At 71.1% G+C, this 23,360-nt stretch carries 23 protein-coding genes and 1 tRNA gene; 11 read left to right on the top strand and 13 right to left on the bottom strand.

The window, feature by feature from the left end:
• Positions 1–20 precede the first annotated feature (20 nt).
• Together pth and ACLJPY_RS42595 are read right to left on the bottom strand one after the other, a co-directional pair.
• Positions 21–614: an aminoacyl-tRNA hydrolase gene (pth, locus tag ACLJPY_RS42600; RefSeq protein WP_410596663.1), complete on the bottom strand. Its 594-nt coding sequence runs from the start codon at positions 612–614 to the stop codon at positions 21–23.
• Between the two features lie 9 nt (positions 615–623).
• Positions 624–1,226: a 50S ribosomal protein L25/general stress protein Ctc gene (locus ACLJPY_RS42595; RefSeq protein ID WP_410596662.1), complete on the bottom strand. Its 603-nt coding sequence runs from the start codon at positions 1,224–1,226 to the stop codon at positions 624–626.
• A gap of 330 nt (positions 1,227–1,556) precedes the next feature.
• Here ACLJPY_RS42595 and ACLJPY_RS42590 point away from each other — a divergent pair, with 330 nt between their 5' ends.
• Together ACLJPY_RS42590 and ACLJPY_RS42585 are read left to right on the top strand one after the other, a co-directional pair.
• The gene (locus ACLJPY_RS42590) at positions 1,557–2,675 is read left to right on the top strand and encodes a hypothetical protein (protein WP_410596661.1); all 1,119 of its coding nucleotides are present in this window, start codon (positions 1,557–1,559) and stop codon (positions 2,673–2,675) included.
• Between the two features lie 98 nt (positions 2,676–2,773).
• A complete protein-coding gene (locus tag ACLJPY_RS42585) occupies positions 2,774–3,415 on the top strand; it encodes an NAD(P)-dependent oxidoreductase (protein ID WP_410596660.1) in 642 nt (213 codons plus the stop codon).
• Here ACLJPY_RS42585 and ACLJPY_RS42580 read toward each other — a convergent pair.
• From ACLJPY_RS42580 to ACLJPY_RS42560, 5 genes are all read right to left on the bottom strand, one after another.
• A complete protein-coding gene (locus ACLJPY_RS42580) occupies positions 3,409–4,278 on the bottom strand; it encodes a TIGR03621 family F420-dependent LLM class oxidoreductase (RefSeq protein ID WP_410596659.1) in 870 nt (289 codons plus the stop codon). The two genes, ACLJPY_RS42585 and ACLJPY_RS42580, sit on opposite strands and share 7 nt — an antisense overlap.
• Before the next feature lie 64 nt (positions 4,279–4,342).
• The gene (locus ACLJPY_RS42575) at positions 4,343–5,323 is read right to left on the bottom strand and encodes a ribose-phosphate diphosphokinase (protein WP_410596658.1); all 981 of its coding nucleotides are present in this window, start codon (positions 5,321–5,323) and stop codon (positions 4,343–4,345) included.
• A complete protein-coding gene (gene glmU, locus ACLJPY_RS42570; protein WP_410596657.1) occupies positions 5,320–6,792 on the bottom strand; it encodes a bifunctional UDP-N-acetylglucosamine diphosphorylase/glucosamine-1-phosphate N-acetyltransferase GlmU in 1,473 nt (490 codons plus the stop codon). The genes ACLJPY_RS42575 and glmU overlap by 4 nt, the downstream gene beginning before the upstream one ends.
• A 151-nt stretch (positions 6,793–6,943) precedes the next feature.
• On the bottom strand, positions 6,944–8,698 hold the full coding sequence (locus tag ACLJPY_RS42565; RefSeq protein ID WP_410596656.1) for a diguanylate cyclase domain-containing protein: 1,755 nt from the start codon (positions 8,696–8,698) through the stop codon (positions 6,944–6,946).
• Positions 8,699–8,734: 36 nt separating this feature from the next.
• Positions 8,735–8,806, bottom strand: a tRNA-Gln gene (locus ACLJPY_RS42560).
• A gap of 204 nt (positions 8,807–9,010) precedes the next feature.
• Between ACLJPY_RS42560 and ACLJPY_RS42555 the strand changes: the two genes are divergently transcribed.
• The gene (locus tag ACLJPY_RS42555) at positions 9,011–9,976 is read left to right on the top strand and encodes an acyl-CoA desaturase (protein ID WP_410596655.1); all 966 of its coding nucleotides are present in this window, start codon (positions 9,011–9,013) and stop codon (positions 9,974–9,976) included.
• A gap of 95 nt (positions 9,977–10,071) precedes the next feature.
• Positions 10,072–10,665, top strand: coding sequence for a TetR/AcrR family transcriptional regulator (locus ACLJPY_RS42550; RefSeq protein ID WP_003062116.1), 594 nt, complete (start codon positions 10,072–10,074; stop codon positions 10,663–10,665).
• A 37-nt stretch (positions 10,666–10,702) separates the two neighbouring features.
• On the opposite strand, the gene ACLJPY_RS42545 is transcribed toward ACLJPY_RS42550, so the two are convergent.
• A complete protein-coding gene (locus tag ACLJPY_RS42545; RefSeq protein WP_410596740.1) occupies positions 10,703–11,095 on the bottom strand; it encodes an NUDIX hydrolase in 393 nt (130 codons plus the stop codon).
• A gap of 36 nt (positions 11,096–11,131) precedes the next feature.
• Between ACLJPY_RS42545 and ACLJPY_RS42540 the strand changes: the two genes are divergently transcribed.
• Positions 11,132–11,860: an SDR family NAD(P)-dependent oxidoreductase gene (locus ACLJPY_RS42540; RefSeq protein ID WP_410596654.1), complete on the top strand. Its 729-nt coding sequence runs from the start codon at positions 11,132–11,134 to the stop codon at positions 11,858–11,860.
• Between the two features lie 206 nt (positions 11,861–12,066).
• Here the strand turns inward: ACLJPY_RS42540 and ACLJPY_RS42535 are convergent, their stop codons facing one another.
• The 3 genes from ACLJPY_RS42535 to ACLJPY_RS42525 all read right to left on the bottom strand — a co-directional run bounded on the left by ACLJPY_RS42535 (position 12,067) and on the right by ACLJPY_RS42525 (position 15,071).
• Positions 12,067–13,248, bottom strand: coding sequence for a PQQ-dependent sugar dehydrogenase (locus ACLJPY_RS42535; protein ID WP_410596653.1), 1,182 nt, complete (start codon positions 13,246–13,248; stop codon positions 12,067–12,069).
• 66 nt (positions 13,249–13,314) lie between these two features.
• Entirely contained in the window at positions 13,315–13,971 is a 657-nt protein-coding gene (locus tag ACLJPY_RS42530) for a response regulator (RefSeq protein WP_410596652.1), read from the bottom strand.
• Positions 13,968–15,071 carry a sensor histidine kinase gene (locus ACLJPY_RS42525; RefSeq protein ID WP_410596739.1) on the bottom strand — a complete coding sequence of 368 codons (1,104 nt, stop codon included), beginning with the start codon at positions 15,069–15,071 and terminating at the stop codon, positions 13,968–13,970. The genes ACLJPY_RS42530 and ACLJPY_RS42525 overlap by 4 nt, the downstream gene beginning before the upstream one ends.
• Positions 15,072–15,217: 146 nt before the next feature.
• On the opposite strand from ACLJPY_RS42525, the gene ACLJPY_RS42520 reads away from it, so the two are divergent.
• A complete protein-coding gene (locus ACLJPY_RS42520; protein WP_410596651.1) occupies positions 15,218–15,814 on the top strand; it encodes a class I SAM-dependent methyltransferase in 597 nt (198 codons plus the stop codon).
• The gene (locus ACLJPY_RS42515; protein WP_410596650.1) at positions 15,786–16,265 is read left to right on the top strand and encodes a DedA family protein; all 480 of its coding nucleotides are present in this window, start codon (positions 15,786–15,788) and stop codon (positions 16,263–16,265) included. The genes ACLJPY_RS42520 and ACLJPY_RS42515 overlap by 29 nt, the downstream gene beginning before the upstream one ends.
• Here the strand turns inward: ACLJPY_RS42515 and ACLJPY_RS42510 are convergent.
• Complete coding sequence (locus tag ACLJPY_RS42510) at positions 16,241–17,014, bottom strand: helix-turn-helix domain-containing protein (protein WP_410596649.1); 774 nt, start codon at positions 17,012–17,014, stop codon at positions 16,241–16,243. The genes ACLJPY_RS42515 and ACLJPY_RS42510 overlap by 25 nt on opposite strands.
• Before the next feature lie 74 nt (positions 17,015–17,088).
• Here ACLJPY_RS42510 and ACLJPY_RS42505 point away from each other — a divergent pair, with 74 nt between their 5' ends.
• The 4 genes from ACLJPY_RS42505 to ACLJPY_RS42490 all read left to right on the top strand — a co-directional run bounded on the left by ACLJPY_RS42505 (position 17,089) and on the right by ACLJPY_RS42490 (position 22,922).
• A complete protein-coding gene (locus ACLJPY_RS42505) occupies positions 17,089–18,006 on the top strand; it encodes an LLM class flavin-dependent oxidoreductase (protein ID WP_410596648.1) in 918 nt (305 codons plus the stop codon).
• Positions 18,007–18,252: 246 nt separating this feature from the next.
• Entirely contained in the window at positions 18,253–21,807 is a 3,555-nt protein-coding gene (mfd, locus tag ACLJPY_RS42500) for a transcription-repair coupling factor (protein ID WP_410596738.1), read from the top strand.
• A 124-nt stretch (positions 21,808–21,931) separates the two neighbouring features.
• Entirely contained in the window at positions 21,932–22,771 is an 840-nt protein-coding gene (locus tag ACLJPY_RS42495; protein ID WP_410596647.1) for a helix-turn-helix domain-containing protein, read from the top strand.
• Complete coding sequence (locus tag ACLJPY_RS42490; RefSeq protein ID WP_410596646.1) at positions 22,761–22,922, top strand: DUF397 domain-containing protein; 162 nt, start codon at positions 22,761–22,763, stop codon at positions 22,920–22,922. The genes ACLJPY_RS42495 and ACLJPY_RS42490 overlap by 11 nt, the downstream gene beginning before the upstream one ends.
• Here ACLJPY_RS42490 and ACLJPY_RS42485 read toward each other — a convergent pair.
• Positions 22,906–23,313, bottom strand: coding sequence for a hypothetical protein (locus ACLJPY_RS42485; protein WP_410596645.1), 408 nt, complete (start codon positions 23,311–23,313; stop codon positions 22,906–22,908). The genes ACLJPY_RS42490 and ACLJPY_RS42485 overlap by 17 nt on opposite strands.
• Between the last annotated feature and the right edge of the window lie 47 nt (positions 23,314–23,360).

Genomic DNA, 23,360 nt, shown 5'->3' with positions numbered 1-23,360 from the left:
GCTTCACCTTGCCACCCGTGTCAGCCCGCGTGGAAGGCGTTCTGCGCGGCCGCGAGGCCGGTGCCGACCAGGGCTTCGGTCGCGTCCGCGCACCGGTCCACCTCCAGCGGGAGTTCCTTGCGCTCGACCGTCGAGAAGTCCTTCAGCACGAAGTCCGCCGGGTCCTGCCGTCCGGGCGGGCGGCCGATGCCGAACCGCACCCGGTAGTAGTCGCGGGTGCCCAGCGACTTCGTGATCGACCGGAGCCCGTTGTGGCCGTTGTCGCCGCCGCCGAACTTCAGCTTCAGCGCTCCGAAGTCGACGTCGAGTTCGTCGTGCACCACGACCACGCCGGAGGGCGGCACCTTGTAGAACTTCGCCGCGCCGGCCACCGGCCCGCCGGAGAGGTTCATGTACGAGCGCGGCTTCACGAGCACCACGCGGCGGCCGGCCAGCCGACCCTCGAGCACCTCGCCGCCGGTCTTGTGCGACTTGAACTTGCCGCCGACGCGGGCGGCGAGCTCGTCCAGCACCATGAACCCGACGTTGTGCCGGTTTCCGGCGTACTGGGGTCCGGGATTGCCGAGGCCGGCGAGCAGGATCAGCTCGCCGGCCCCGGGCAGGTCTTCCGTCATGCGGTGATGTTATTCGGCCGCTTCGGCGGACTCTTCGGCCTCGCCGCCCTCGGCCTCGTCGCCCTCTTCACGCTGCGGCTCGTTGACGGCCACGACCAGCGCCTCGGGGTCGGTGACCAGGGTCGCGCCCTGGGGCAGCTCGACCTGGCCGGCCAGCACCTGGGAGCCGATCTCGAGGCCCTCGATCGAGACCTCGAACTGCTCCGGGATGTGCAGCGCCTCGACCTCGACCTGCAGGGTGTCGACGTCCTGGTTGACCAGGCCGCCCGGGCCCGGGTTGCCGGTCACGACGACGGGGACGTCGACGACGATCTTCTCGCCGCGCTTGACGACCAGCAGGTCGACGTGCTCGATGTAGTTCTTCAGCGGGTGCACCACGATGGTCTTGGTCAGGGCCAGCTCGTCCGAGCCCTCCAGGTCCAGCGTGATGACGGCGTTCGAGCCGTTCTCGCGGACGACGCGGGCGAACTCGATGGCCGGCAGCGCGAAGTGCCGCGGGTCCGAGCCGTGGCCGTACAGGACGGCGGGGATCTTGCCGGCGCGACGCGTGCGGCGCGCGGCGCCCTTGCCGAACTCGGTGCGCGGCTCGACGGACAGACGTACCTCGGACACGGTGTTGCACTCCTTCAAGTCAAAGACAGCGTGCTGCGGCGGGGAGAGCCGATGTGTGTTCTGTTCAAGGAAGTTCCGGCGGCGAGTTTCCGGGCGTGCACGACGACGGGGGCTACTCGAGCCGCCGCGTCGATCACGCCGGGCACCCCAGAAGGGCCCCGCCTCGCCGAGACAACCTCAAGAGTGTAAACCAACCTCATCACGGTGGGTTGCGGCGGGTGCCCGGCCCAGGCTAGAACCTCCTGGACCCCGGTGCGTGACGACACAAATCCGGTGGCGGGACGACGCCGGCCGAGGTGTGCTCGGTTGCGGGAGAGCAGGGGGCGGAACATGCGGGCTCGACGGAGCAGGGTGGCGGCGGCGGTGCTGCTGCTGGGCGGCCTGCTGTCCGGCTGCCAGGTGGCCGTCGCCGGCACCGCCGGTGTCTCCGCGGCCGACCAGGCGACGGCCGACCGGCGCGCCGAGCAGCGCGCCGCGGTCGACGCGGCCCTCACCGCGTTGGGCCAGGCGCCCGCGGTCGCGCTGAAGTCGACGCTCAAGGGCGCCGAGCAGCAGTTCCGGGTCACCCGCGGCGGCAACGCGGTCGGCGCGCTGCCGCTGGAAGGCCGGGTCGTGCAGGTGACGGCGGCCGCCGGCCAGTTCTACCTGCAGGCCGACGCCGACTACTGGAAGGCCCACGCCATCGACGAGGGCACGCAGTTCGGCACCAGCTGGGTGCGTTCGCTCGGCTCCGAACTGCCCTTCGACCCGGCGGCCCGGTTCGCGCCGCCGGCGCTGGCCGAAGGGTTGCGCAAGACGCTGGCCGGGCTCGACCGGATGGGCGAGCCGGTCCGGGCGAAGCTGCCGGACGGCACCGAGGTCTACCAGCTCGGCGCCGCGCCGAGCGTCTTGCGCGTGACGACGGCCAAGCCGAACCGCGTGGTGAGCTTCGCTCCCGCACTGCTCGACCCGCAGAACGGGCCGAAGTACGGCGCCGAGTTCGCCGTCGCCGCGCTCACCGGGGACGCGGTGAAGGCCTTCCACACCGACCTCGACGCCGCCGTCGACGGCCTGGGCCAGCCGTTCGAGGGGCTCGTGCAGGCCAGCGCCGTCGTCACCAACGACCACCTGGACTGCAAGGACTTCGTCGGCTCCTGCACGACGACGGCCGATGTCTCCAACAGCGTCGTCGGCACGCCGGCGTCGGGCGAGAAGAGCGTCGTCCACATCACCCTCTCGGTCGAGGTCAGCGCCGAGTCGCTCGGGGCGCAGACGTGCACGGCGGCCGGGGACGCGGAGCCGTACAAGACGATCCAGCTGTCCTGCGCGGTGAAGTTCAAGCTGCCCAACCGCACAGCCAGCTACCAGGTGCTTTCCAAGCCGAACGCGACCGCGGAGGTCCGCGCGGGCCTCGACGCCGCCGCGGTCAAGCAGAAGGTGGCCGCGGAGTTCGCGGGCCTCGGCGGCTGACCTGGACACCTACCCCCAGGTGTGTTGCTTCCGTTGAAGTAGGTGATCTCCCGTTCCTAGCATCGGCTGCGGACAGCCGAACGAACGGGAGAAGAGACATGGCGAAGCTGGTCATTTTCGGGGGCACCGGGTACGCCGGTGGCAAGATCGGCGCCGAGGCGCTGCGGCGCGGGCACGAGGTCGTCGGGGTCGCGCGCCACGCGGGTTCGGTACCCGAGGGCGTCGAGGAGCGGCAGGGTTCGCTGCACGACGAGGACTTCGTCGCCGAGGTCGCGAAGGACGCCGACGTCATCGTGGTGGCCACCCCGGCCCGCGAGATCGACGGCAAGAAGCTGATCGACGCCGTCCCCGCGCTGGCCCGGATCGCGAGCGAGCACGGCACCCGGCTGTCGTTCGTCGGCGGCGCGGCCAGCCTGCACGTGGCCGAGGGCGGCCCGCGGCTGTTCGACACCCCGGAGTTCCCGGCCGAGTACAAGGAGGAGGCGGGCAACCACGCCGAGGTCCTCGGCCTGCTGCGCGAGCAGCCGGAGAGCCTCGACTGGTTCTACGTCAGCCCCGCCGCCGAGTTCGGCGCGTGGGTCCCGGGCGAGCGCACCGGCGAGTTCCGCGTCGGCGGCGACGTCCTGCTGACCGACGAGAACGGCCGGTCCTTCATCGGCGGCGACGACTTCGCGATCGCCTACGTCGACGAGATCGAGCAGCCGAAGCACCGCCGCGCGCGCTTCACCGTCGCTTACTGAAGCTCCTTCAGCACCGGCGCGAAAGCTTCCAGGTACGGCTCGAACACGGTGATGTACGAGAACCCGTACCGCTCGCGCCGGTCCACCAGCTGCCCGGCGATCTCCTCGACCGTGCCCAGCAGCAGCTGCGGCGCGTCGAGGAGCTCCCGGGCGTCCGGGACGGTGCTGCGCTCGGTCTTCTCGTGCCACGCTTCGGCCGCGGCACGCCGGTCCTCGGTGACTTCGACGTGCTGCACCAGCATGTTGAACTCGACCTCGCGCGCCCCGGCGCGGGCCCGGAAGTGGGCGACGCGCTCGTCCATCGCCTCGGCGTTGTCGAGCTTGAAGGTGCCCGGCGGCTTGCCCGGCTGCTGCCTCAGGCCGCCGAAGCCGACGACGTCCGCGTGCCCGGCCGCCAGCTCCAGCACCCCGTCGCTGTTGCCCGCGATCAGCAGCCGCGGGTGGTCGATGCCCTCGTCGGCGAAGTGCTTGCGCAGGTGGGCGAGGCTCTCTTCGAGGCGGCCGATCCGGGTGGCGGCGTGCTGCCAGGGGATACCGGCGGCGTCGAACTCGCTCTTCATGTGCCCAGCGCCGAGGCCGAGGTCGAGGCGGCCGTCGAGCAGCGCGGCCGTGGTGGACGCCTCCCGCGCGAAGAGCGCGAGGTTGTAGAAGGGCACATTGGACACGAGCGTGCCCAGCCGCGGCCGCTCGGTGACGGCGGCGGCCATGGCCAGCACCGGGAACGGCGCGAACCGGCCGGTGCCGAGGTGGTCGGGCACGGTGATGACGTCGTAGCCGAGCTCTTCGGCCCGCCGGCACCTGGCGATCCAGGCCTCCCGGCTGCCGATCCCGCGGAGGCTCACGCCGAACTTGAAGTTCCCCATGCCGGCGACGCTAGCGCCGGGAACCCCCGCCGGGCGCGGAGTTCGCGCCCGGCGGACGGGAACCTCAGGCGTTGCCGTCGAAGAGGGACGTCACCGAGCCGTCCTCGAAGACCTGCTGGATGGCTTCGGCCAGCATCGGGGCGATCGACAGCACCGTCAGGCCCGGGAAGCGCTTCTCTTCCGGGATCGGCAGCGAGTTCGTCACGATGACCTCGCGCGCCTTGCACTGCGAGAGGCGCTCGGTCGCCGGGTCGGACAGGATGCCGTGGGTCGTCGCGATGACGACGTCCGCCGCACCCTCGTCGATCAGGGCCTCGGTCGCCTTCACGATCGTGCCGCCGGTGTCGATCATGTCGTCGATCAGCACGCAGAGCTTGCCCGCGACCTTGCCGACGACACGGTTGGCCACGGCCTGGTTCGGCTTGTCGGGGTCGCGCGTCTTGTGGATGAACGCGATCGGGCGGTCGCCCAGCTGCGCCGCCCACTTCTCGGCCAGCCGCACGCGGCCCGAGTCCGGCGAGACGACGGTGATGTCCGCGTCGCCGTAGGTGGCCTTGATGTGGTCGGCCAGCACGGTCTGCGCCATCAGGTGGTCGACCGGGCCGTCGAAGAAGCCCTGGATCTGCGCGGTGTGCAGGTCGACGGTCATGATCCGGTCGGCGCCCGCGGTCTTGAACAGGTCCGCGATCAGCCGCGCCGAGATCGGCTCGCGGCCCTTGTGCTTCTTGTCCTGGCGCGCGTACGGGTAGAACGGCATGACCACGGTGATCCGCTTGGCGCTCGCCCGCTTGAGCGCGTCCACCATGATCAGCTGCTCCATCACGTACTCGTTGATGGGCGTGGTGTGCGCCTGGATGACGAAGGCGTCGGTACCGCGGACGGACTCCTCGAACCGGACGAACAGCTCGCCGTTGGCGAACGTGTGCGCCGTCTGCGGGGTGATCGTCACGTTGAGGTGCTGGGCGACCTCTTCGGCGAGCTCCTTGTGCGCGCGTCCGGAGAAGAGCATCAAGTTCTTCTTCGGCGTCCCTTGCTTCGGACTCATGCTGGCGACTCCCCGTCGGTTCCTGCTGCTGACTCGGCGTCGAGCGCGGCCTGGGCCGCCTCCGCCGCGGGCGTACCCGGCCGGCGCCGGATCGCCCAGCCTTCGATGTTGCGCTGCGGCGGCGCCGACACCGCGAGTGTGCCCGGCGGGACGTCTTCGCGGATCACGGCACCTGCACCACTGTAAGCGCCGTCACCGATGTGCACCGGGGCGACGAAGGTGTTGTCCGCACCCAACCGGACATACGACCCGATAACGGTCCGGTGCTTGTTGACGCCGTCGTAGTTGACGAAGACGCTGGAGCAGCCGATGTTGCTGTGCTCACCGATCGTGGCGTCACCCACGTAGGTCAGGTGGGGCACCTTCGTGCCGGCGCCGATCTCGGCCGCCTTCGTTTCGACGAACGCGCCCAGCTTCGCCTTGGCGCCCAGCTTCGTGCCCGGCCGAAGGTAGGTGAACGGGCCGACGTTGACACCGTCGCCGAGTTCCGAGTCCGAGCCGTGCACGCGGACCACCGAGGCGCCCGCGCCGATCGTGACGTTCGTCAGCGTGCTGTCCGGCCCGACCGTGCTGCCTTCGCCGACCGACGTCGTGCCCTTGAGCTGCACGCCGGGCTCGATGACGACGTCACGGGCCAGCGTCACCCCGGCCTCGATCCACGTGGTGGCCGGGTCGACGACGGTGACGCCTTCGCGCTGCCAGCGCTGCACGATCCGGCGGTTGAGCTCGGCGCCGAGCACCGACAGCTGGACGCGGTCGTTGACGCCCTCGGTCAGCCACGGGTCCTCGACGACCAGCGCGCCGACGTGCAGGCCGTCGCCGCTCGCGATGCCGAGGACGTCGGTGAGGTAGAGCTCGCCCTGCGCGTTGTCGGTCGAGAGGCGCGAGAGGCCGTCGCGCAGCACCGCCGCGTCGAAGGCGTAGACACCGGAGTTGATCTCGGTGATCCCGGCCTGCTCCGGGGTGGCGTCCTTGTGCTCGACGATCCCGGTGACCTTGCCCTCGCTGTCGCGCACGATCCGGCCGTAGCCGGTCGGGTCGGCGACCACGGCGGTGAGCACGGTGACCGCGTTCTTCGCTTCGGTGTGCTCGTCGAGCAGCGCGCCCAGGGTCGCGGTGTCGAGCAGCGGGACGTCGCCGTAGCTGACGATCACCGTGCCGGTGACGTCGGCGGGCAGCGTCGCGAGCGCGCAGGAGACGGCGTGGCCGGTGCCCTTCTGCCGGTCCTGCACCGCGGTGCCGACCGGACGGCCGAGCGCGGTCCCGAGCTGCGCGAGGTGCTCGCCGACGAGCTCGCGGCCGTGCCCGACGACCACGACGAGGTGTTCGGGGTTCAGGCCGGCGGCGGCCCGCACGGCGTGCTCGACCAGCGGGCGCCCGGCGATCGGGTGCAGCACCTTCGGCGTCGAGGAACGCATGCGGGTGCCTTCACCCGCGGCCAGGATCAACGTGCTCAGCGGGCCGGTCAACGGCGCTCCCAACGGTTACCAATGGGTGGCTTCTGTCGGGCACCGATCCTAACTGTGCCGATTATCAGCAATCCGACCGGCAGTCACGGCGGAAAGGTGCCGATGAGCGGTTAGCTCACCGCCCGTGTCCGCCTGCTTTCGGGCCGGATTGCTAACTGTGCTCCTCAGCGTCCCACGCCGGGTCGGTGGGAGGGGCCTCGCTGGCCCACGCGCCGGCCGGGTCGGCGGCCATCGAGTTGGCCGACGCCACCTGGTTGCCGCCGCCGCGTTTCGCCTGGTACATGGCCGCGTCCGCGCGGGCGAGGACCTGCTCGCCGCGTTCCTGCGGCCGCAGCGACACCAGCCCGATCGACAGCGTCACGCCGTGCGAAAGGTGGTGCGGCAGGTTGGAGACCGATTTCACCGCGCGCCCGAGCGCCATCTTCGCCGCGGACGCCGGCGTGCCCGGGAGCAGGACGATGAATTCGTCGCCGCCGTACCGCGCCACCAGGTCGTCGCCGCGCAACGCGTCACGAAGCGTGCTCGCCACGACACGCAGCACGTTGTCGCCTTCGGCGTGCGACTGCTTGTCGTTGACGCCCTTGAAGCCGTCGAGGTCGACCAGCGCGACCGCCAGCGGCTGCGCGTCGGCCGAGGAAGCGAGCTGACGCAGCTTCTCGTCCAACGCCCGCCGGTTCGGCAGGCCGGTGAGCGGGTCCTGCAGCGCCTGCTGGGTGATCGCGCCGTGCTCGGCGGACAGCCGTTCGTGCTCGCGGCGGGCGTTCAGCGTGGCGATCTGCGACTCGCGCAGGCTCCACATCTCCGACTCCAGGCGCCGCGCGTAGTCGATCAGCGACTCGCTCGCGCCGGACCCGTAGTCCGGGCTCGTGTCGAGCCGGGCCAGCTCGCGGGCGATGTTGAGCCGCATCGACGGCTGCGAAGAGTCTTCGGAGATCAACTGGCGGGTCTCGCGCAGGACCGACAGGGCCTCCTCGCGGCGGCCCTCCTTGTCCAGGCAGCGGGCCAGCGCGATCGCGACGATCTCCCGGTCGTGCCCGAACGCGCGCTCGGTGTAGAGCTGCTGCAGCCGCTCGACGTGCTCGGCGCCCGGCTGGTTCAGCGCCGGCGCCGCGGCCAGCACGCCGACCTGGTCGATCGCGGCGACGTTCGCCTTGCGCGGGAACAGCGACTCGGCGAACGGGCCTTCGGCGGCCGCGCCCATCGACGCCGCGGTGCGGAACTTCTCGGCGCTCTCGTCGTACTCGTCGATGCGCTCCAGCCGCAGGCCCCAGCCGAGCAGCATCTTGATCCGGTTGATCAGCTGCAGGGCGATGTCGTGCGGGCTCGCGCTCTCGCGGATCGCCGCGGCGGCCCGGCCGATCACCTCTTCGGCCGCTTCGTAGACGCCGAGCTGGTTGAGCACCAGCCAGCAGTCGATCAGCGTGGAGGCGAGCAGCCGGTTCCAGTTGCGCAGGCCGACCTGGCGGTCCGGGATGGTCGAGTCGTCGAGGATGGCCAGCGCCCTGGCGATCTCGGTGAGCGCGGCGTCCTCCTGCGCGGCGATCACCAGCCGGCGCCCGCGCAGGGCGTGCGCGTCGGCCCGCAGCAGGGCGATGCCGTGGCGGCGGGTGTGCGCGAGCATCTCGTCGAGCCGGGGCTCGGCTTCGGCGGCCAGGCCCTTCGTGGCCAGCCGGGCGAGGGCGGACGAGCGCAGCAGCTGGGCCACGAGCAGGGGCTCGCCGCGCCGCTGGGTCTCGTCGAGCAGCTCGTCCAGCATCGCGACGATCTCGAGCTGCTGGGTGTACTCGTGCCGCTGGACCGCGGCGTTCAGCTCCCGCGCGCGCCCGACGATCCAGGCGTCGGACATCTCGGCCAGCGCGGGCCGCCTGGCCGTCACCGGGTCGGTCGCCTCGTCGGTCAGCGCCAACCTCCCGGTGTCGTGGGTTTCCGGTTCCTTCTGCTGCTCCGCCGCCAGGATTCGAACCTGAACTGTCAGAACCAAAATCTGAAGTGCTGCCGATTACACTACGGCGGATCGAACCTGGTCAGGATAGCGACGATCGGGTGTCGTCCGCGCGGGGGATGCGTTAGGCGCCGCTTCGCCGGGTACCCGGGTTGCGGACAGCGGTGTGAGTTCGGGCTCTCCCCAGCCGCCCGAACCTCCTGTACCGTAACTTACGGCATCGTAGGTTAGGGCGCCCTTGGCAGAAGTGTGCCCGTGTAGGAAGAAGTGAAGCGTATGACGGCCACGCTCGACCGTTCTCAGCCCGCCGGAGAACCTTCGGCCCCCAAGGGCCCGAAACCAGTCACAGAGGGCACGCGGGGCATCGGCGTGCAGCTGTCGGTCTACTTCGGCGTGATCGCGCCGCTCGTGGCCCTGCTGGTCGCGGTGCCGTTCGCGTGGGGCTGGGGACTGAGCTGGGTCGACGTCGGCATCTTCGTGCTGTTCTACGCGATCAGCGGGCTCGGCATCACGGTGTCCTACCACCGCTACTTCACGCACGGTTCGTTCAAGGCCAAGCAGTGGCTGCGCGTGTTCATGGCCATCGCGGGCAGCATCGCCCTGCAGGGCCCGGTGATCACCTGGGTCGCCGACCACCGCCGCCACCACGCGTTCTCCGACCGCGACGGCGACCCGCACTCGCCGTGGGCGTTCGGCACCTCGCCGTGGGCCATCGCCAAGGGCTTCTGGCACGCCCACATGGGCTGGCTGTTCGAGCGCGACCAGACCAACGCCGAGCGCTTCGCGCCGGACCTGGTGAAGGACCCGGCCATCAAGAAGGTCGACGAACTGTTCTGGCTGTGGGCGCTGGTCAGCCTGACCCTGCCGGCGCTGCTCGGCGGCCTGATCTCGTGGTCGCTGTGGGGCGCGGTGACGGCGTTCTTCTGGGCCGGCCTGGTCCGCATCTGCGTGCTGCACCACGTGACGTGGTCGGTCAACTCGATCTGCCACATGATCGGCGAGCGCCCGTTCGCCGCCCGCGACAAGTCGGCCAACTTCTGGCCGCTGGCGATCTTCTCCTTCGGCGAGTCGTGGCACAACCTGCACCACGCCGACCCGACGTCCGCCCGCCACGGCGTCAAGCGCGGCCAGATCGACATCTCCGCGCGGCTGATCTGGATCTTCGAGAAGTTCGGCTGGGTGCACGACGTGCGCTGGCCGACGCCGCAGCGCCTGGCCCGTATCGCGACCGAAAAAGCCTAGTCAACTAGGCTGCCCCGATGGCGGGGAGACGACGTTCGAAGCGGGAACAGCAGGTCACCGGGGCGCGTCCGGCCGCCCCGGTGACCCGGGTCCGGATGACCGGCACCGAGCGGCGGCAGCAGCTGCTGAACGTGGCTCGCGCGCTGTTCGCCGAAAAGGGCTTCGACGGCACGTCGATCGAAGAGATCGCCCACCGCGCCAACGTGTCGAAGCCGGTGGTGTACGAGCACTTCGGCGGCAAGGAAGGCATCTACGCGGTGGTCGTCGACCGCGAGACGCAGCTGCTGCTCGACCGGATGGTCTCGACCCTCCACGGCGGCCACCCCCGGGCAATGCTGGAGCAGGCGGCGACGGCCCTGCTGTCCTACGTCGAGGACTCCCACGACGGCTTCCGCATCCTGGTCCGCGACTCCCCGGTGGCGAGCTCGACGGGCACGTTTTCCACGGTGCTGAACGACATCGCGAGCCAGGTGGAGCACATCCTGGCCCAGCAGTTCGCCGCCCGCGGCTACGACGAGAAGCTGGCCGCGCTGTACGCACAGGCCCTGGTGGGCATGGTGGCGCTGACCGGCCAGTGGTGGCTGGACGCGCGCAAGCCGAAGCGCGACGAAGTGGCGGCGCACCTGGTCAACCTGGCGTGGAACGGGCTGTCCCACCTGGAGCACAAGCCGAAGCTGCGGCTGGGTTAGGTGTGGTGTTGAGGGCTGCGCAGGTGAGCGCCGCCCGTCACCGCAGCTGCCCGGTGCCGCGCAGGTGGTCGAAGATCAGCTGAGCCACCAGCGAAACCCGGCCGCGGTCCGCGTACCCGAGCCAAGCGATCTCCTCGATTTCCGCACACGCCCGCGGCTCCCCGCGGTACGCCGCCGAGTAGGCCGTGGTGCGGACCACCGTGCCTTCCGCTTTTCCGTGGGCCTGGCCTTCGAACACCCCCGCCGGCGTGATCGACTCGGTGTCGATCTCCACCCCGAGCTCCTCGCGGACCTCCCGGACCAGCGTCTCGGCGTCGGACTCGCCCGGTTCGCGCTTGCCGCCGGGCAGGTAGAACTTGTCCTTGCCGCGGGAACGCGCCGCCAGGACGCGGCCGTCGGCCACGTGGATCCAGGCGATCTTGTCGATCACGCTCATGCCCCGATCCTAAGCACTAGGGTCGAGGCCATGGCGGACAACCGGGAAATCGTGGTGACGGGCGGCGGCACGGGCATCGGCTACGCCGTGGCGGCGGCGTTCGCGCAGGCCGGTGAGCGCGTCACCATCACCGGGCGCCGGGAAGAGGTGCTCGCCGAGGCCGCGACGCTCGCGGGTGCGCGGCCCGTCGTGTTCGACGCCGCCGATCCCGCGGCCGTCGAAGCCGCACTGGGGGAGTTGCCGGAGCGCGTCGACGTCCTCGTCAACAACGCCGGTGGCAACACGGATTTCCTCGACGGCGAAGGCGAAACCGGCCTCGCCGGCTTCGCGGCGGCGTTCGAGCGGAACCTGCGGTCCAATGTGGTCAGTGCCGCGCTGGTGACGCACGCCCTGCGCGACCGGCTCGCCGACGGCGGCCGGGTCATCACCGTCGGGTCGATCGCCGCGCACACCGGCGCCGGGTCCTACGGCGCCGCCAAGGCCGCGGTCGAGGGCTGGAACGTCAGCGTGGCCCGGGAGTTCGGGCCGCGCGGGATCACCGCGAACGTCGTCGCGCCGGGGCTGATCGGCGACACCGAGTTCTTCCACGGGCAGCTGAGCGACCGCCGTCGCGAATGGCTGATCGGCAACACGATGAACAAGCGCCCCGGCACGCCGGAGGACGTCGTGGCCGTGGTGACGTTCCTCGCGAGCCCGGCCGCCGGCCACGTCACCGGCCAGGTCGTGCACGTCAACGGCGGGGCGTACCTGGGCAAGTAGGAACCCGCACGTGGATGCCGGACCCCGGGCGCCAGATCGGCGATGGCGCCCGGGGGCCGGCGCGGTGCTGCCGCGGGAACGCTCTCTTCGGACCGCGTCCAACACGCGTCGGGGGGCGGACGAAACCTCTGGTACCCATCATGTTCCGCGATCCGCCGGCCCGGCGTAAGTGTCCACGGCACCCGGTGGCCGTGGTTTTCTCACGGTCAGGCGGGGGTGACCCGCAGCAGCTTGTCGTCCGTCCCGTCCGACGTGGTCACGTACAGGGCGCCGTCGGGGCCGCTGCGGGCGGCGCGCAGGCGACCGAACTTGTCGTCGAACTCCGGCGGCAGCGTGACGTCGAGGACCTTGCCCGCGGGGTCCAGGTGGTACAGCAGCAGCTTCTGGCCCTTGAGCGCCACCACGACGAGTGCGCCGTCGTCCTTGCCCCACTGCGCGCCGGTCAGGAAGGCGTCGCCGCTGATCGCCTCGGTGATCTTCCCCGAAGTCCACAGTGGACTCACCGCGTCCGGGAAGCGCTTGAGGTCGGTCATCGGCACGCTCTCGTCGTAGCTCGAGTCGGTGCCGCCCTTCGACGGGTCCCAGCCGTAGTTGCCGCCCGGCTTCAGCAGGTTGACCTCGTCGTCGAACGCGGGCCCGTGCTCGGCGGTGATCACCTGCCCGCTGCCCGGCCGGATCGCCACGCCCTGGACGTTGCGGTGCCCGTAGGTGTAGATCAGCCGTTCGCGCGGATCGCTCGAAGTGATGAACGGGTTGTCCGGCAACGGTTCCCCGGTCTTCGCGTCCAGCCGCAGCACCTTGCCGCCGAGGGAGTGGCGGTCCTGCGAGACCGTCGACTTCGCCGTGTCGCCGGTGCCGACCAGCAGCGCGCCGTCCGGGGCGAACGTCGGGCGGCAGCCGGAGTGGCGCCCGCTCGGGTTCACCGGCAGCCCGGTCAGCAGGTTCTTCACCTTCGACGCGCTCGTGCCGTCGTCGGCCAGCTTCCAGGTGACCAGCCGGATGTCGACGGCTTTGCCGCCTTCCTGGTGGTCCTGGCAGGTGATGAACTCGCGGCTGGTCGCGAAGTCGGGGCTGACGACCATGCCGAGCAGCCCGCCTTCGCCCTTGACGAGGACGTCGGAGAAGTCGGCGCGCACCTCGGCCGCCCGCCCGTTCCGGACCAGCGCGAGCTTGCCGGGCCGCTGCGGCACGAGGATGCCGCCGTCGGGCAGGAAGCCGACGTCCCAGCCGTGCTCCAGCCCCGCGGTCACCGTTTCGACCTTGAACTTCCCGCTCGCGGCGGACGGCGTGGCCGCCGGCGGGACGCTCTGCACCGGTTCGCTCGCCGCTCCCGAACAGCCCAGGACCAGCAGGGACACCGCACCGAGGAGACCCAGCGAACGCCGCATGGGGTCATCCTGCCACCGAGTGGTGAAATCGTCGTGTCGTCCGCAGGCCGGCTCGGCGGGGCGCGCTCAGGACCCCGGCCGCACCAGCCCGGACTCGTAGGCGAAGACGACCGCGTGCACCCGGTCCCGCAGCCGCAGCTTGCCGAGGATCCGCCCGACGTGCGTCTTCACCGTCGTCTCGCCGATGTACAGCTTCGCCGCGATCTCGCTGTTCGACAGCCCGCGCGCGATGAGGCCCAGCACGTCCTTCTCGCGTTCGGTGAGCACCGCGAGCCGGGCGGCGTCCACGGCGTCGCGGTCGTCGGCGAGGTACCGGTCGAGCAGCCGCCGCGTCACCGACGGCGAGACCATCGAGTCGCCGCGCAGCACGCCCCGGATCGCGACGAGCATTTCCTCCGAGGGTGCGTCCTTCACCAGGAACCCGCTGGCCCCGCCGCGCAAGGCCGCGTACGCGTATTCGTCGAGGTCGAAGGTCGTGATGATCAGGACGCGCACGTCCGGCAGATCCGCGCAGATCCGCGCGGTCGCCGTGACGCCGTCGAGCACCGGCATCCGGACGTCCATCAGCACCAGGTCGGGCCGCAGCCGCCGGGTCAGCGCGACGGCCTCCTCGCCGTCGGCCGCTTCGCCGACGACCACGAGGTCGTCCTGGCTTTCCACGATCATCCGCAGGCCGACGCGCACGAGCTGCTGGTCGTCGCAGAGCAGGATCCGGGTGGTCACGGGCCCACCACCAGGCTCGCGCGCACGCGGTACCCGCCGCCGGGCAGCGGGCCGGTGGTCAGTTCGCCGTGGTACATCTCGACGCGCTGGCGCATCCCGGCGAGCCCGCGCCCGGACGACGGCAGCGCCGGTGCCGGCGGCGAATGACCGCCGGTGTTCGTCACCTCGATCCGGACCTCGGGCGGCTCGTAGGCGACGCCGACGCGGCCGGTCGCGTCGGCCGGAGCGTGCTTGATCATGTTGGTCAGCGCCTCCTGGACGATCCGGTACGCCTGCAGCGCGGCGCTCGCGGGCAGCGTGCCCGGGTCGCCGGTGACGTCGAGGGTGACGTCCCGACCGGACTGGTCGACGAGCTCGCGCAGTTCGGCGAGCGTCGGCTGGGGACTGCGCACCGCCTGGCCGGCGTGCAGCACTTCGAGGAGCCGCCGCAGCTCGGCCAGCGCGTCGCGGCCCGTGTGGGCGATCGTGTCGAGCGTGCGGTCGACGGCGCCGGGATCCCGGTGCCGGGCGAGCTTCGCGCCTTCGGCGTTCAGCACGATGACGCTCATGCTGTGCGCCAGGACGTCGTGCAGCTCGCGCGCGATCCGGGTGCGTTCTTCCGCGACGGCGGCCCGGGTCTGGGCGTCGTCACGCCGTTTCTCTTCCGTGGTGAGCTCTTCGCGCTTGCGGAAGAACTCCCCGAGCGCCCACGCCGCGATGTGCAGCGGGAAGGTGGCGACCATCGTCAGGGTCGGGTTCTCGGTGTGCGGCCCCCAGAGCGTGCTCCACTGGACGTCGAGCACGACGGTCGCGAAGACGGTCAGCCCGGCGAACCACCGGTACCGCAGCTTCACGAGCGTGAAGAGCACGACCGCCAGGGCCAGTTCGGTGCGGCCGCGGTCGTAGGCCCAGACTTCGTCGGAGTACACCGCCACCGCCCCGGCGATGATCAGCACGGCCACCGTGCGGGGGTACCGGCGGCGCAGCAGCAGCGGGAGCAGGAACAGCATCGGGAGCATCCGGACGGGGTACGGACCGGCGCCGTTCCAGTGGGGCGCGAGGAAGAGGAACACGCCGTACAGCGGCAGATCCACCGTCCACCGGTGGCGGCGCACCCACATCACGAGTCGTTCCACCCGCCGAACGTAACGCCGGAACCCCGCCCCTGGCGTCGGTCGTGCGGCCGGTTCTCATCCTCCTGCGGGAGGACGCGGACGGCCGATCCGGCGGATTCGCGGCGACCCGGGCCGTTCCTAGCGTCGGGCTCATGTCGATCACCAGAGAATTCCTCCGCCACCCGGTGCTGACCGGCGCGATCGCGCCGAGCTCGCCGCGGCTGGCCGAAGAGATGACGGCCGGCCTCGGCCTGGAACACGCGTCGTGCGTCGCGGAGCTCGGCCCGGGCACGGGCGTGTTCACCGAAGCGATCCTCGCGTTGCTGTCTCCCGAAGCGCGCTTGACGGCTTTCGAGATCAACCCGCGTTTCGCGGCGTCCTTGAGCGAGCGCTTCCCGCAGGTCGACGTCGTCACCGGTGCGGCGGAACACCTGGCTCTCGAGGACGTCGACGTGGTGGTCTCGGGCCTGCCGTGGACGGCGATGACCGCGGCCCGGCAGCAGCGCACCCTGGCCGCGGTCACGGCGGCCCTGGCCCCGAACGGCCGGTTCACGACGTTCGCGTACACCCACACGGCATGGACGCCACCCGCCCGCCGTTTCGCGGCGACGCTGCGAAGCCGCTTCGCGGTGGTGGAGAGAACGAAGGTGGTGTGGCGGAACCTGCCCCCGGCGTTCGTGTACCGCGCGGCGCTCCCGGTGGCGGTGGGGAGGACCTGGCGTGGACACCCTGCTGCGGCCCCTGCTTGAGGCGCCCCCGGTGGTCGTCTACCTCGTCTGCGCGCTGCTGGTCATGGCGGAAACGGCCCTGCTGCCGGGGATCGTGCTCCCGACGTTGTCGGCGCTGCTGCTGATGGGGTTCCTCGCCGAGCGCGGCACGCTCGACCTCGGAATCGCTTGGACGGTGGCGGTCGCGGCCGCGGTCCTCGGCGACCAGCTCGCGTACCTCGAGGGCCGCCGCTGGGGGCCGCGGCTGTCTCACCGGAACGGGTGGAAGCGAGCGGAGCGGGCAGTCGCGCGCTACGGCGTCCCGGCGGTGATCGCGGGCCGCTGCCTGGCGGGCGCCCGGACGCTGGTCCCGCGCGCCGCAGGTTCGGCGTCGATGCCGTACGGCCGTTTCGCGCCGGCGAGCGTGGTGGCGGCGGTGGTGTGGGCGAGCGTGGAGCTGCTGGTGGGTCACACGACGGCGCTGGTGCTGTGAAGCCGTTCCGCGGTCTCGGCGTCCGCGGGCAGGAACGTCTCCAGCTTGAGCTCCGACACGGTCACATCCGCCGCGGTCGCGAACGTCGTGATCGCGGTGATCAGCCGCAGCTCCCCGACGGAAGTCGTCAGCCGGACCGGGACCGCGAACCCCAGGTGCTCCGGGCCCGGCGGGGACGCCGGTGGCAGGTACCCCTCCAGCTCGGCGAGCTGCGCCGCCAGCCGGTCGTCCGGTGTTCGGGCCAGGTCGTTGCGGAGCCGCTCGAGGATGTGCCGCGCCCAGTCGTCGAGGTTGGCCACGCGTGGTGCCATCCCGTGTGGGTGCAGCGCCAGCCGCAGCGTGTCCACCGGTTCGCGCAGCAGCTCGGGGTCCACCCCCTCGGTGAGCAGCCGGAACCCGTCGTTGGCCGCGACCAGCACGCCGTACCGGTCGACGACGATCGCGGGGTAGGGCCGGTGGCCGTCGAGCAGCCGCCGCAGGCCGTCGATCACCGGGCGGACCGCCGGGTCGTCGAGGCGTGTTTCGGGGTACGTCGGTGCGTACCCGGCCGCGTGGAGCAGGCCGTTGCACTCGCGCAGGGGCAGCTCGAGGGACTCGGCGACGCGCAGGACCATCCCCCGGCCGGGTACCGAACGCCCGCTCTCCATGAAGCTGACGTGCCGCTGCGTCGTGCCCGCGCGCAACGCCAGGTCGAGCTGGCTGAGCCGCCGCCGGGTGCGCCAGTCCTTGAGCGCCGTTCCGAAGTCCACGGGTCCATCCTGCTCGCGGCGGCCATTCCCCGCGGGGAATTGAGGGCATACCCCGCTTCCGCGACGCTGCGGCCATGACGAACTACGGCCTGGTCATCCCGACCTACCAGCCCATCCTCGACGCCGGGCGGACCGCGCCCGAGCTGGTCGCCACCGCCGTCGAAGCGGAAGAACTCGGCCTCGACTCGGTCTGGGTCGGCGACACCCTCGCCCGGGCGCCGCTGGACGCGCTCGCGGTCCTTTCCGCCTTCGCCGCCCGGACGTCCCGGGTGACACTGGGGACGGCCGCGCTGCTCCCGGCCCTGCGCAACCCCATCCTGACGGCGAACCAGCTGCTGTCGATCGACTTGCTCAGCGAAGGCCGGCTCACGGTGGCCGTCGGGGCGGGGTTCGCCGGGCGCAGCGAACCGGAGTTCGCGTTCGCGGGCGTCCCGTGGGAGCGCCGCCGTGCCCGGCTGGACGACATCGTGGCCCTCTGGCGCGCCGCGTGGAGCGGGGCGGAGTCCTTCCACGGCTCGGTGCTGCACCACGACTCGCTGCCGGCGTTCCCGGCCCCGGCCCGGCCGGGCGGCCCGCCGGTGTGGCTGGCGGCGTACACGCCGGGCGCGCTGGAGCGGGTCGGCCGGCTGTACGACGGCTGGCTGCCCTACCCGCCGGACCCGGCGGACTACGGCACCGGCCTGGCCCGGATCCGCGCGACGGCGTCCCGCCCGGTGACCCCGGCCCTGTTCGCGACGGTCCTGGTGGAGGACGACCCGGACCGCGGGAGCGAGCTGCTGGAGGAGTACTGCCTGCGCAACTACGGCCGCCCGGCGGCGTTCGTGCAGGGCATCCAGATGCAGGTGTGCGGCAGCGCCGCGGAAGTGGCCGCGCAGCTGCGCGAGTACGAAGGCGTGGAGCACTTCCTGCTGCGCATCGCGAGCACCGACCCAAAGGTGTTCGACGAGCAGCTGCCCCGCCTCGCGGAGGTGGTGAACCTGTTGCGCTCTTGACCAGCTGCCAGCACCCCAAGGCGGCCTTCGGTGCTCCTCCCATGCCCCCACCGCCGCCCTCAAAGGAGGCGCTTCGCACCGCAGTGCTAGTTCAACGCACCCAAGGCGGCCTTCGGTGCGTCTGACGCAACCAAGGCCACATCGGGGCGCTCGGGGCGCGACCTGGTGACATCGGGGTGCGGAGGCGCCGTGATCGGAAAACTGTCGGGGGTGGCACGTAGGCTGGGACCCGTGACCGACGCTCCACTGTCCGGACTCCTCACCGCCATCCTCCCCGACCCGGCCCTGCGCGGCGTGGTCGAGCGCGCCGGCGCGCCGCTGCTCGAGCTGCAGGGCCCGATCGCCGCCCGGCAGCTCGTGGCCGCCGCCATCGCCGCCGACGCCGGGGCGGCCAAGCCCGTCCTCGCCGTCACGGCCACCGGCCGGGAGGCCGACGAGCTGACCGCGGCCCTCAAGGCCCTCGTCGGCGACGGCCGGGTCGCCGACTTCCCCAGCTGGGAGACCCTCCCGCACGAGCGCCTCTCGCCGCGCGCGGACACCGTCGGCCGCCGTCTCGAGGTGCTGCACAGGCTGAAGACGCAGGAAGACGACCTGCGCGTCGTCGTCGCCACCGTCCGCAGCCTGATCCAGCCCATGGCCCCCGGCCTCGGCTCGCTGCCGCCGATCGACCTCGTCGTCGGCGAGGAGACCCCGTTCGACGAACTGCTGGAACGCCTGGTCGAGCTGGCGTACACCCGCGTCGACATGGTCGAGAAGCGCGGCGAGTTCGCCGTCCGCGGCGGCATCCTCGACCTGTTCGGGCCCACCGCGCAGCACCCCGTCCGGGTGGAGTTCTGGGGCGACGAGGTCAGCGAGATCCGCGCGTTCGCCGTCTCCGACCAGCGGTCCCTGCGTGGCGACATCCCGCGGGTCACCGCGCCGCCGTGCCGCGAGCTGCTGCTCACCCGGCCGGTCAAGGAGAAGGCCGCGGAGCTGGCCAAGACGTACGAAGCCGACGCGCACCTGGCCGAGATGCTCACCAAGCTCGCCGACGGCATCCCGGTCGAGGGCATGGAGGCGCTCATCCCGGTCCTCTGCGAGGGTGAGCTGGAGCTGCTCACCGACGCGATGCCGGCGGGCACCCACGTCCTGCTCACCGACCCGGAGAAGATCCGCGCCCGCGCCGCCGACCTCGTCCGCACCGGCCAGGAGTTCCTCGAAGCGTCCTGGACGACGGCCGCGGCGGGCGGCCAGGCCCCGATCGACCTCGGCGCGTCGGCGTACCGCGGGCTCGACGAGATCGCCTCCCACGCGCAGGACACCAAGCGCGCCTGGTGGACGCTCACCCAGCTGACCAGCGAAGACCCGGACGTCTACCGCGTCTCGGTCGAGGCCGCGCCCGCCTACCGCGGCGAGCTCGAGCGCGCGATGGCGGACCTGCGCGCCCACACGGCCTCGGGCGGTACAGCGGTGCTCGTCGTCGCCGGGCACGGCACCGCGAGCCGCGCGGTCGAACAGCTCACGGGCGCCGACGTCCCGGCGACCCAGGCCGGCGACGGCCTCCAGGACGCACCGGCCGCGGGCATGGTCACGGTCACCTGCGGCGGCCTCACCGACGGCTTCGTCTCGCCGGAGCGCGCCCTGGTCGTGCTGAGCGAGGCGGACCTCACCGGCCGCGGCGCGGGCGCCGGAACGTCCACAAAGGACCTGAACACCAAGATGCCGTCCCGGCGGCGCAACGCGGTCGACCCGCTGGCGCTCAAGGCCGGCGACTACGTGGTGCACGACCAGCACGGCATCGGCCGGTTCGTCGAGATGGTCCAGCGGACCGTCGCCGGCGCCACCCGCGAGTACCTGCTCCTGGAGTACGCCTCGTCGAAGCGCGGCCAGCCGGGTGACCGGCTGTTCGTCCCCACCGACCAGCTCGACGAGGTCTCCCGGTACGTCGGCGGCGAGCTGCCCACGCTGAACAAGCTCGGCGGCTCGGACTGGAAGAACACCAAGGCCAAGGCCAAGCGGGCGGTCAAGGAGATCGCCGCGGAGCTCGTCCAGCTGTACGCGGCGCGCCAGGCCGCGCCCGGCCACGCGTTCGGCCCGGACACGCCGTGGCAGGGTGAGCTGGAAGACGCCTTCCCGTTCACGGAGACGAACGACCAGCTCGCGGCCATCGACGAAGTCAAGGCCGACATGGAACGCGGCGTCCCGATGGACCGTGTGATCTGCGGTGACGTCGGCTACGGCAAGACGGAGATCGCGGTCCGGGCGGCGTTCAAGGCGGTCCAGGACGGCAAGCAGGTCGCGGTGCTGGTGCCGACGACCCTGCTCGCCCAGCAGCACCTGAACACCTTCCACGAGCGCATGCGCTCGTTCCCGGTGACGATCAAGGGCCTGTCCCGCTTCACGAACAAGACCGAGTCCGACCTGATCCTGGAGCAGCTGGCCGCGGGCGAGGTCGACATCGTCATCGGCACGCACCGCCTGCTGCAGACGGGCATCCGCTACAAGGACCTCGGGCTGGTGATCGTCGACGAGGAGCAGCGCTTCGGCGTCGAGCACAAGGAGCACATCAAGGCGCTGCGCACGCACGTCGACGTGCTCACGATGTCGGCGACCCCGATCCCGCGCACGCTGGAGATGTCGCTGGCCGGCATCCGCGAGATGTCGACGATCCTGACCCCGCCGGAGGACCGCCACCCGATCCTCACGTATGTCGGCGCGTACGACGACAAGCAGGTCGGCGCGGCGATCCGCCGCGAGCTCCTGCGCGACGGCCAGGTCTTCTACGTCCACAACCGCGTGTCGTCGATCGAGAAGGCGGCGCGACGGATCCGCGAGCTCGTGCCCGAGGCGCGAGTCGTCACCGCGCACGGCCAGATGAACGAGGAAAAGCTCGAAAAGATCATCCAGGGCTTCTGGGAGAACGAGTACGACGTCCTGGTGTGCACCACGATCGTCGAGACCGGGCTCGACATCTCGAACGCCAACACGCTGCTGGTCGAGCGCGGTGACCTGCTGGGTCTCGCGCAGCTGCACCAGCTGCGCGGCCGCGTCGGACGAGGGCGGGAGCGCGGGTACGCGTACTTCCTGTACCCGCCGGAAGCCCCGCTGACGGAGACCGCGCACGACCGCCTGGCGACGATCGCCCAGAACACCGAGCTCGGCGCGGGCATGGCGGTCGCGATGAAGGACCTGGAGATCCGCGGCGCGGGCAACATCCTGGGCGCGGAGCAGTCGGGGCACATCGCGGGCGTCGGGTTCGATCTGTACGTGCGCCTGGTCGGTGAAGCGGTCGACGCGTTCCGGCGGCACGCGGGTGCGGAGCCGACGGAGGAGGAGGAACTGGCGGAAGTCCGCGTCGACCTCCCGATCGACGCCCACATCCCGCACGACTACGTGCCGGGGGAGCGGTTGCGCCTGGAGGCGTACCGCAAGATAGCGGCGGCGCCGGACACCGAGGGGCTCGACGCGGTCCGCGAAGAGCTCATCGACCGCTACGGCCAGCCGCCCGCGCCGGTCAACAGGTTGCTGGCGGTGGCGCGCTTCCGGCACACGTGCCGTGAGGCGGGCGTGACGGAGGTGGCGGTCCAGGGCAACACGATCCGCTTCGCGCCGCTGCCGTTGCTGGACTCGCAGATGGTCCGGTTGAAGCGGCTGTACCCGAAGGCGGTGTACAAGGCGGTGACGAACACGGTGTCGGTGCCGAAGCCGACGGAAGGGCCGGCCGGCGGCCGGATCGGCGCGCCGACGTTGCGGGACGAAGAGCTGTTGGAGTGGTGCACGAAGCTGCTGCTCCAGCTGACGAAGAAACCGGCGGCTGTTTAGGTCGGCTGTTTAGGTCGGCTGTTCAGGGTTACGGTGTAAGGAGCGCTGGACACCCGGCGCCACATCGGGGGACTTTCCGTTGTGGCGTGTGGGTTTCTCGCCGCGGAGGTTTTAGGTTCCGCGCATGGCGGAATATCGCGAGCCGAACATCCGGGCCCGGCAGCTGGGCGAACGGCTCCTCGAGCGCATGGCGGAGAAGGGCTGGGGCGTCCGGGAAATGTCCCGGCGCCTGGAGATGAGTGCGCAGTGGGTATCGTCGGTGACCCGCGGCCGCGCCCGGCCCGACCCGGTCAAGCTCGCTCGGTTCTTGACGGTTCTCGGGTTCCGGGGTGAGGAATACCGTGAGTTAATGGCCATGGGCGACGAAATGCGCAAGCCGGGCCTGCTCGAGCGCTCTGAGAACATCCGTACTCTGATCGGTCTCGAGGAGCATGCCGATGCCATCGCGGTTTTCCAGGCGAATGTGGTGCCGGGATTGTTGCAAACAGGCGACTACGCCCGCAACTTGGCGATCGAGATGGGCAACCAGCCGGATCCCGACCAGCTCGATGAGCACATATTCGCCCGGCTGTCACGGCAGGCGATCCTCGCCCGGCCGCACGTGCGGTTCCGGTTCTTCCTGCACGAATTCGTGCTTCTCCTCCCGGTCGGCTCTTCCAGCGTGATGACCGGCCAGCTCAGGCAGCTCTTGCGGGTATCCGCTCAGCAGAACACAACTGTCCGGATCGTCCCCGCGAAGCTGGGTGGGCATGCCGCATCGGCTGGGCATTTCCAGATGATGGAGTCGGGCTCGTACCAGCCGGTCGTCTGCATCGAAAGTGAGGTGACCTCGCTGTACCTGGAAGAACCGCGGGAGATCAAGGCTTACCGGAAAGTGCTGCGCGGCCTGGAAGCCAAGGCCCTCGATGAGGCAAAATCGAAGCAATTCATCGCCGACCTCATCGGAGGAGCAGATGCTCGCTAAGTGGCGCAAGAGCACCTACAGCAGTCAAGGCGACTGTGTCGAAGTGGCCCTCGACCGCCCCGTCCTGATCCGGGACACCAAGGACCGTGAAGGCGGCACCCTCACCGCCTCCACCGCAACCTGGCGCGAACTGCTCAGCAAACTTCGCTGAACATCGGCGGCAACGCCTCCGCCAACCCCATCCGCACCGACTCGACCGGCACCGGAACCGCCCCGGCCCCCGCCATCGGCAACGGCCGGGGTCTCCGCGGCATCCGCGACCCCGCGCCCCCACCCCGGCCCGGGTACACGAGCAGCCCGCGCGTCGGGTCCGGGACCGCGTCGAGAGCCGCCGTCACGACCGGCAGCTCGCGGAACGCGTCCCGGCGCTCCTCGGTCGCGAACTCGATCTCCAGCACCACGCCCCACCGGTGCTCGTGCCAAACCCACTGCTCAGCGCCGTTCGTCAGCGCCGCTTCGGTGAGCGCGTCCCCTTGAGCCAGGCGCCACTGCGAAGCCGAATGCTCCCCGTCGAACACTTCGATGGTCAGCCAATGGTCCATAAGTCGACATTACCGCCGCCGCGACCCGATGGGTGTTGCGTTTCGGG

It is taken from the genome of Amycolatopsis sp. lyj-23, from assembly GCF_046549135.1.
In the GTDB taxonomy this organism is placed as follows: domain Bacteria; phylum Actinomycetota; class Actinomycetes; order Mycobacteriales; family Pseudonocardiaceae; genus Amycolatopsis.
The sequence above is the reverse complement of the archived record's forward strand: the minus strand, read 5'-3'. Positions and strand labels throughout refer to the sequence as shown.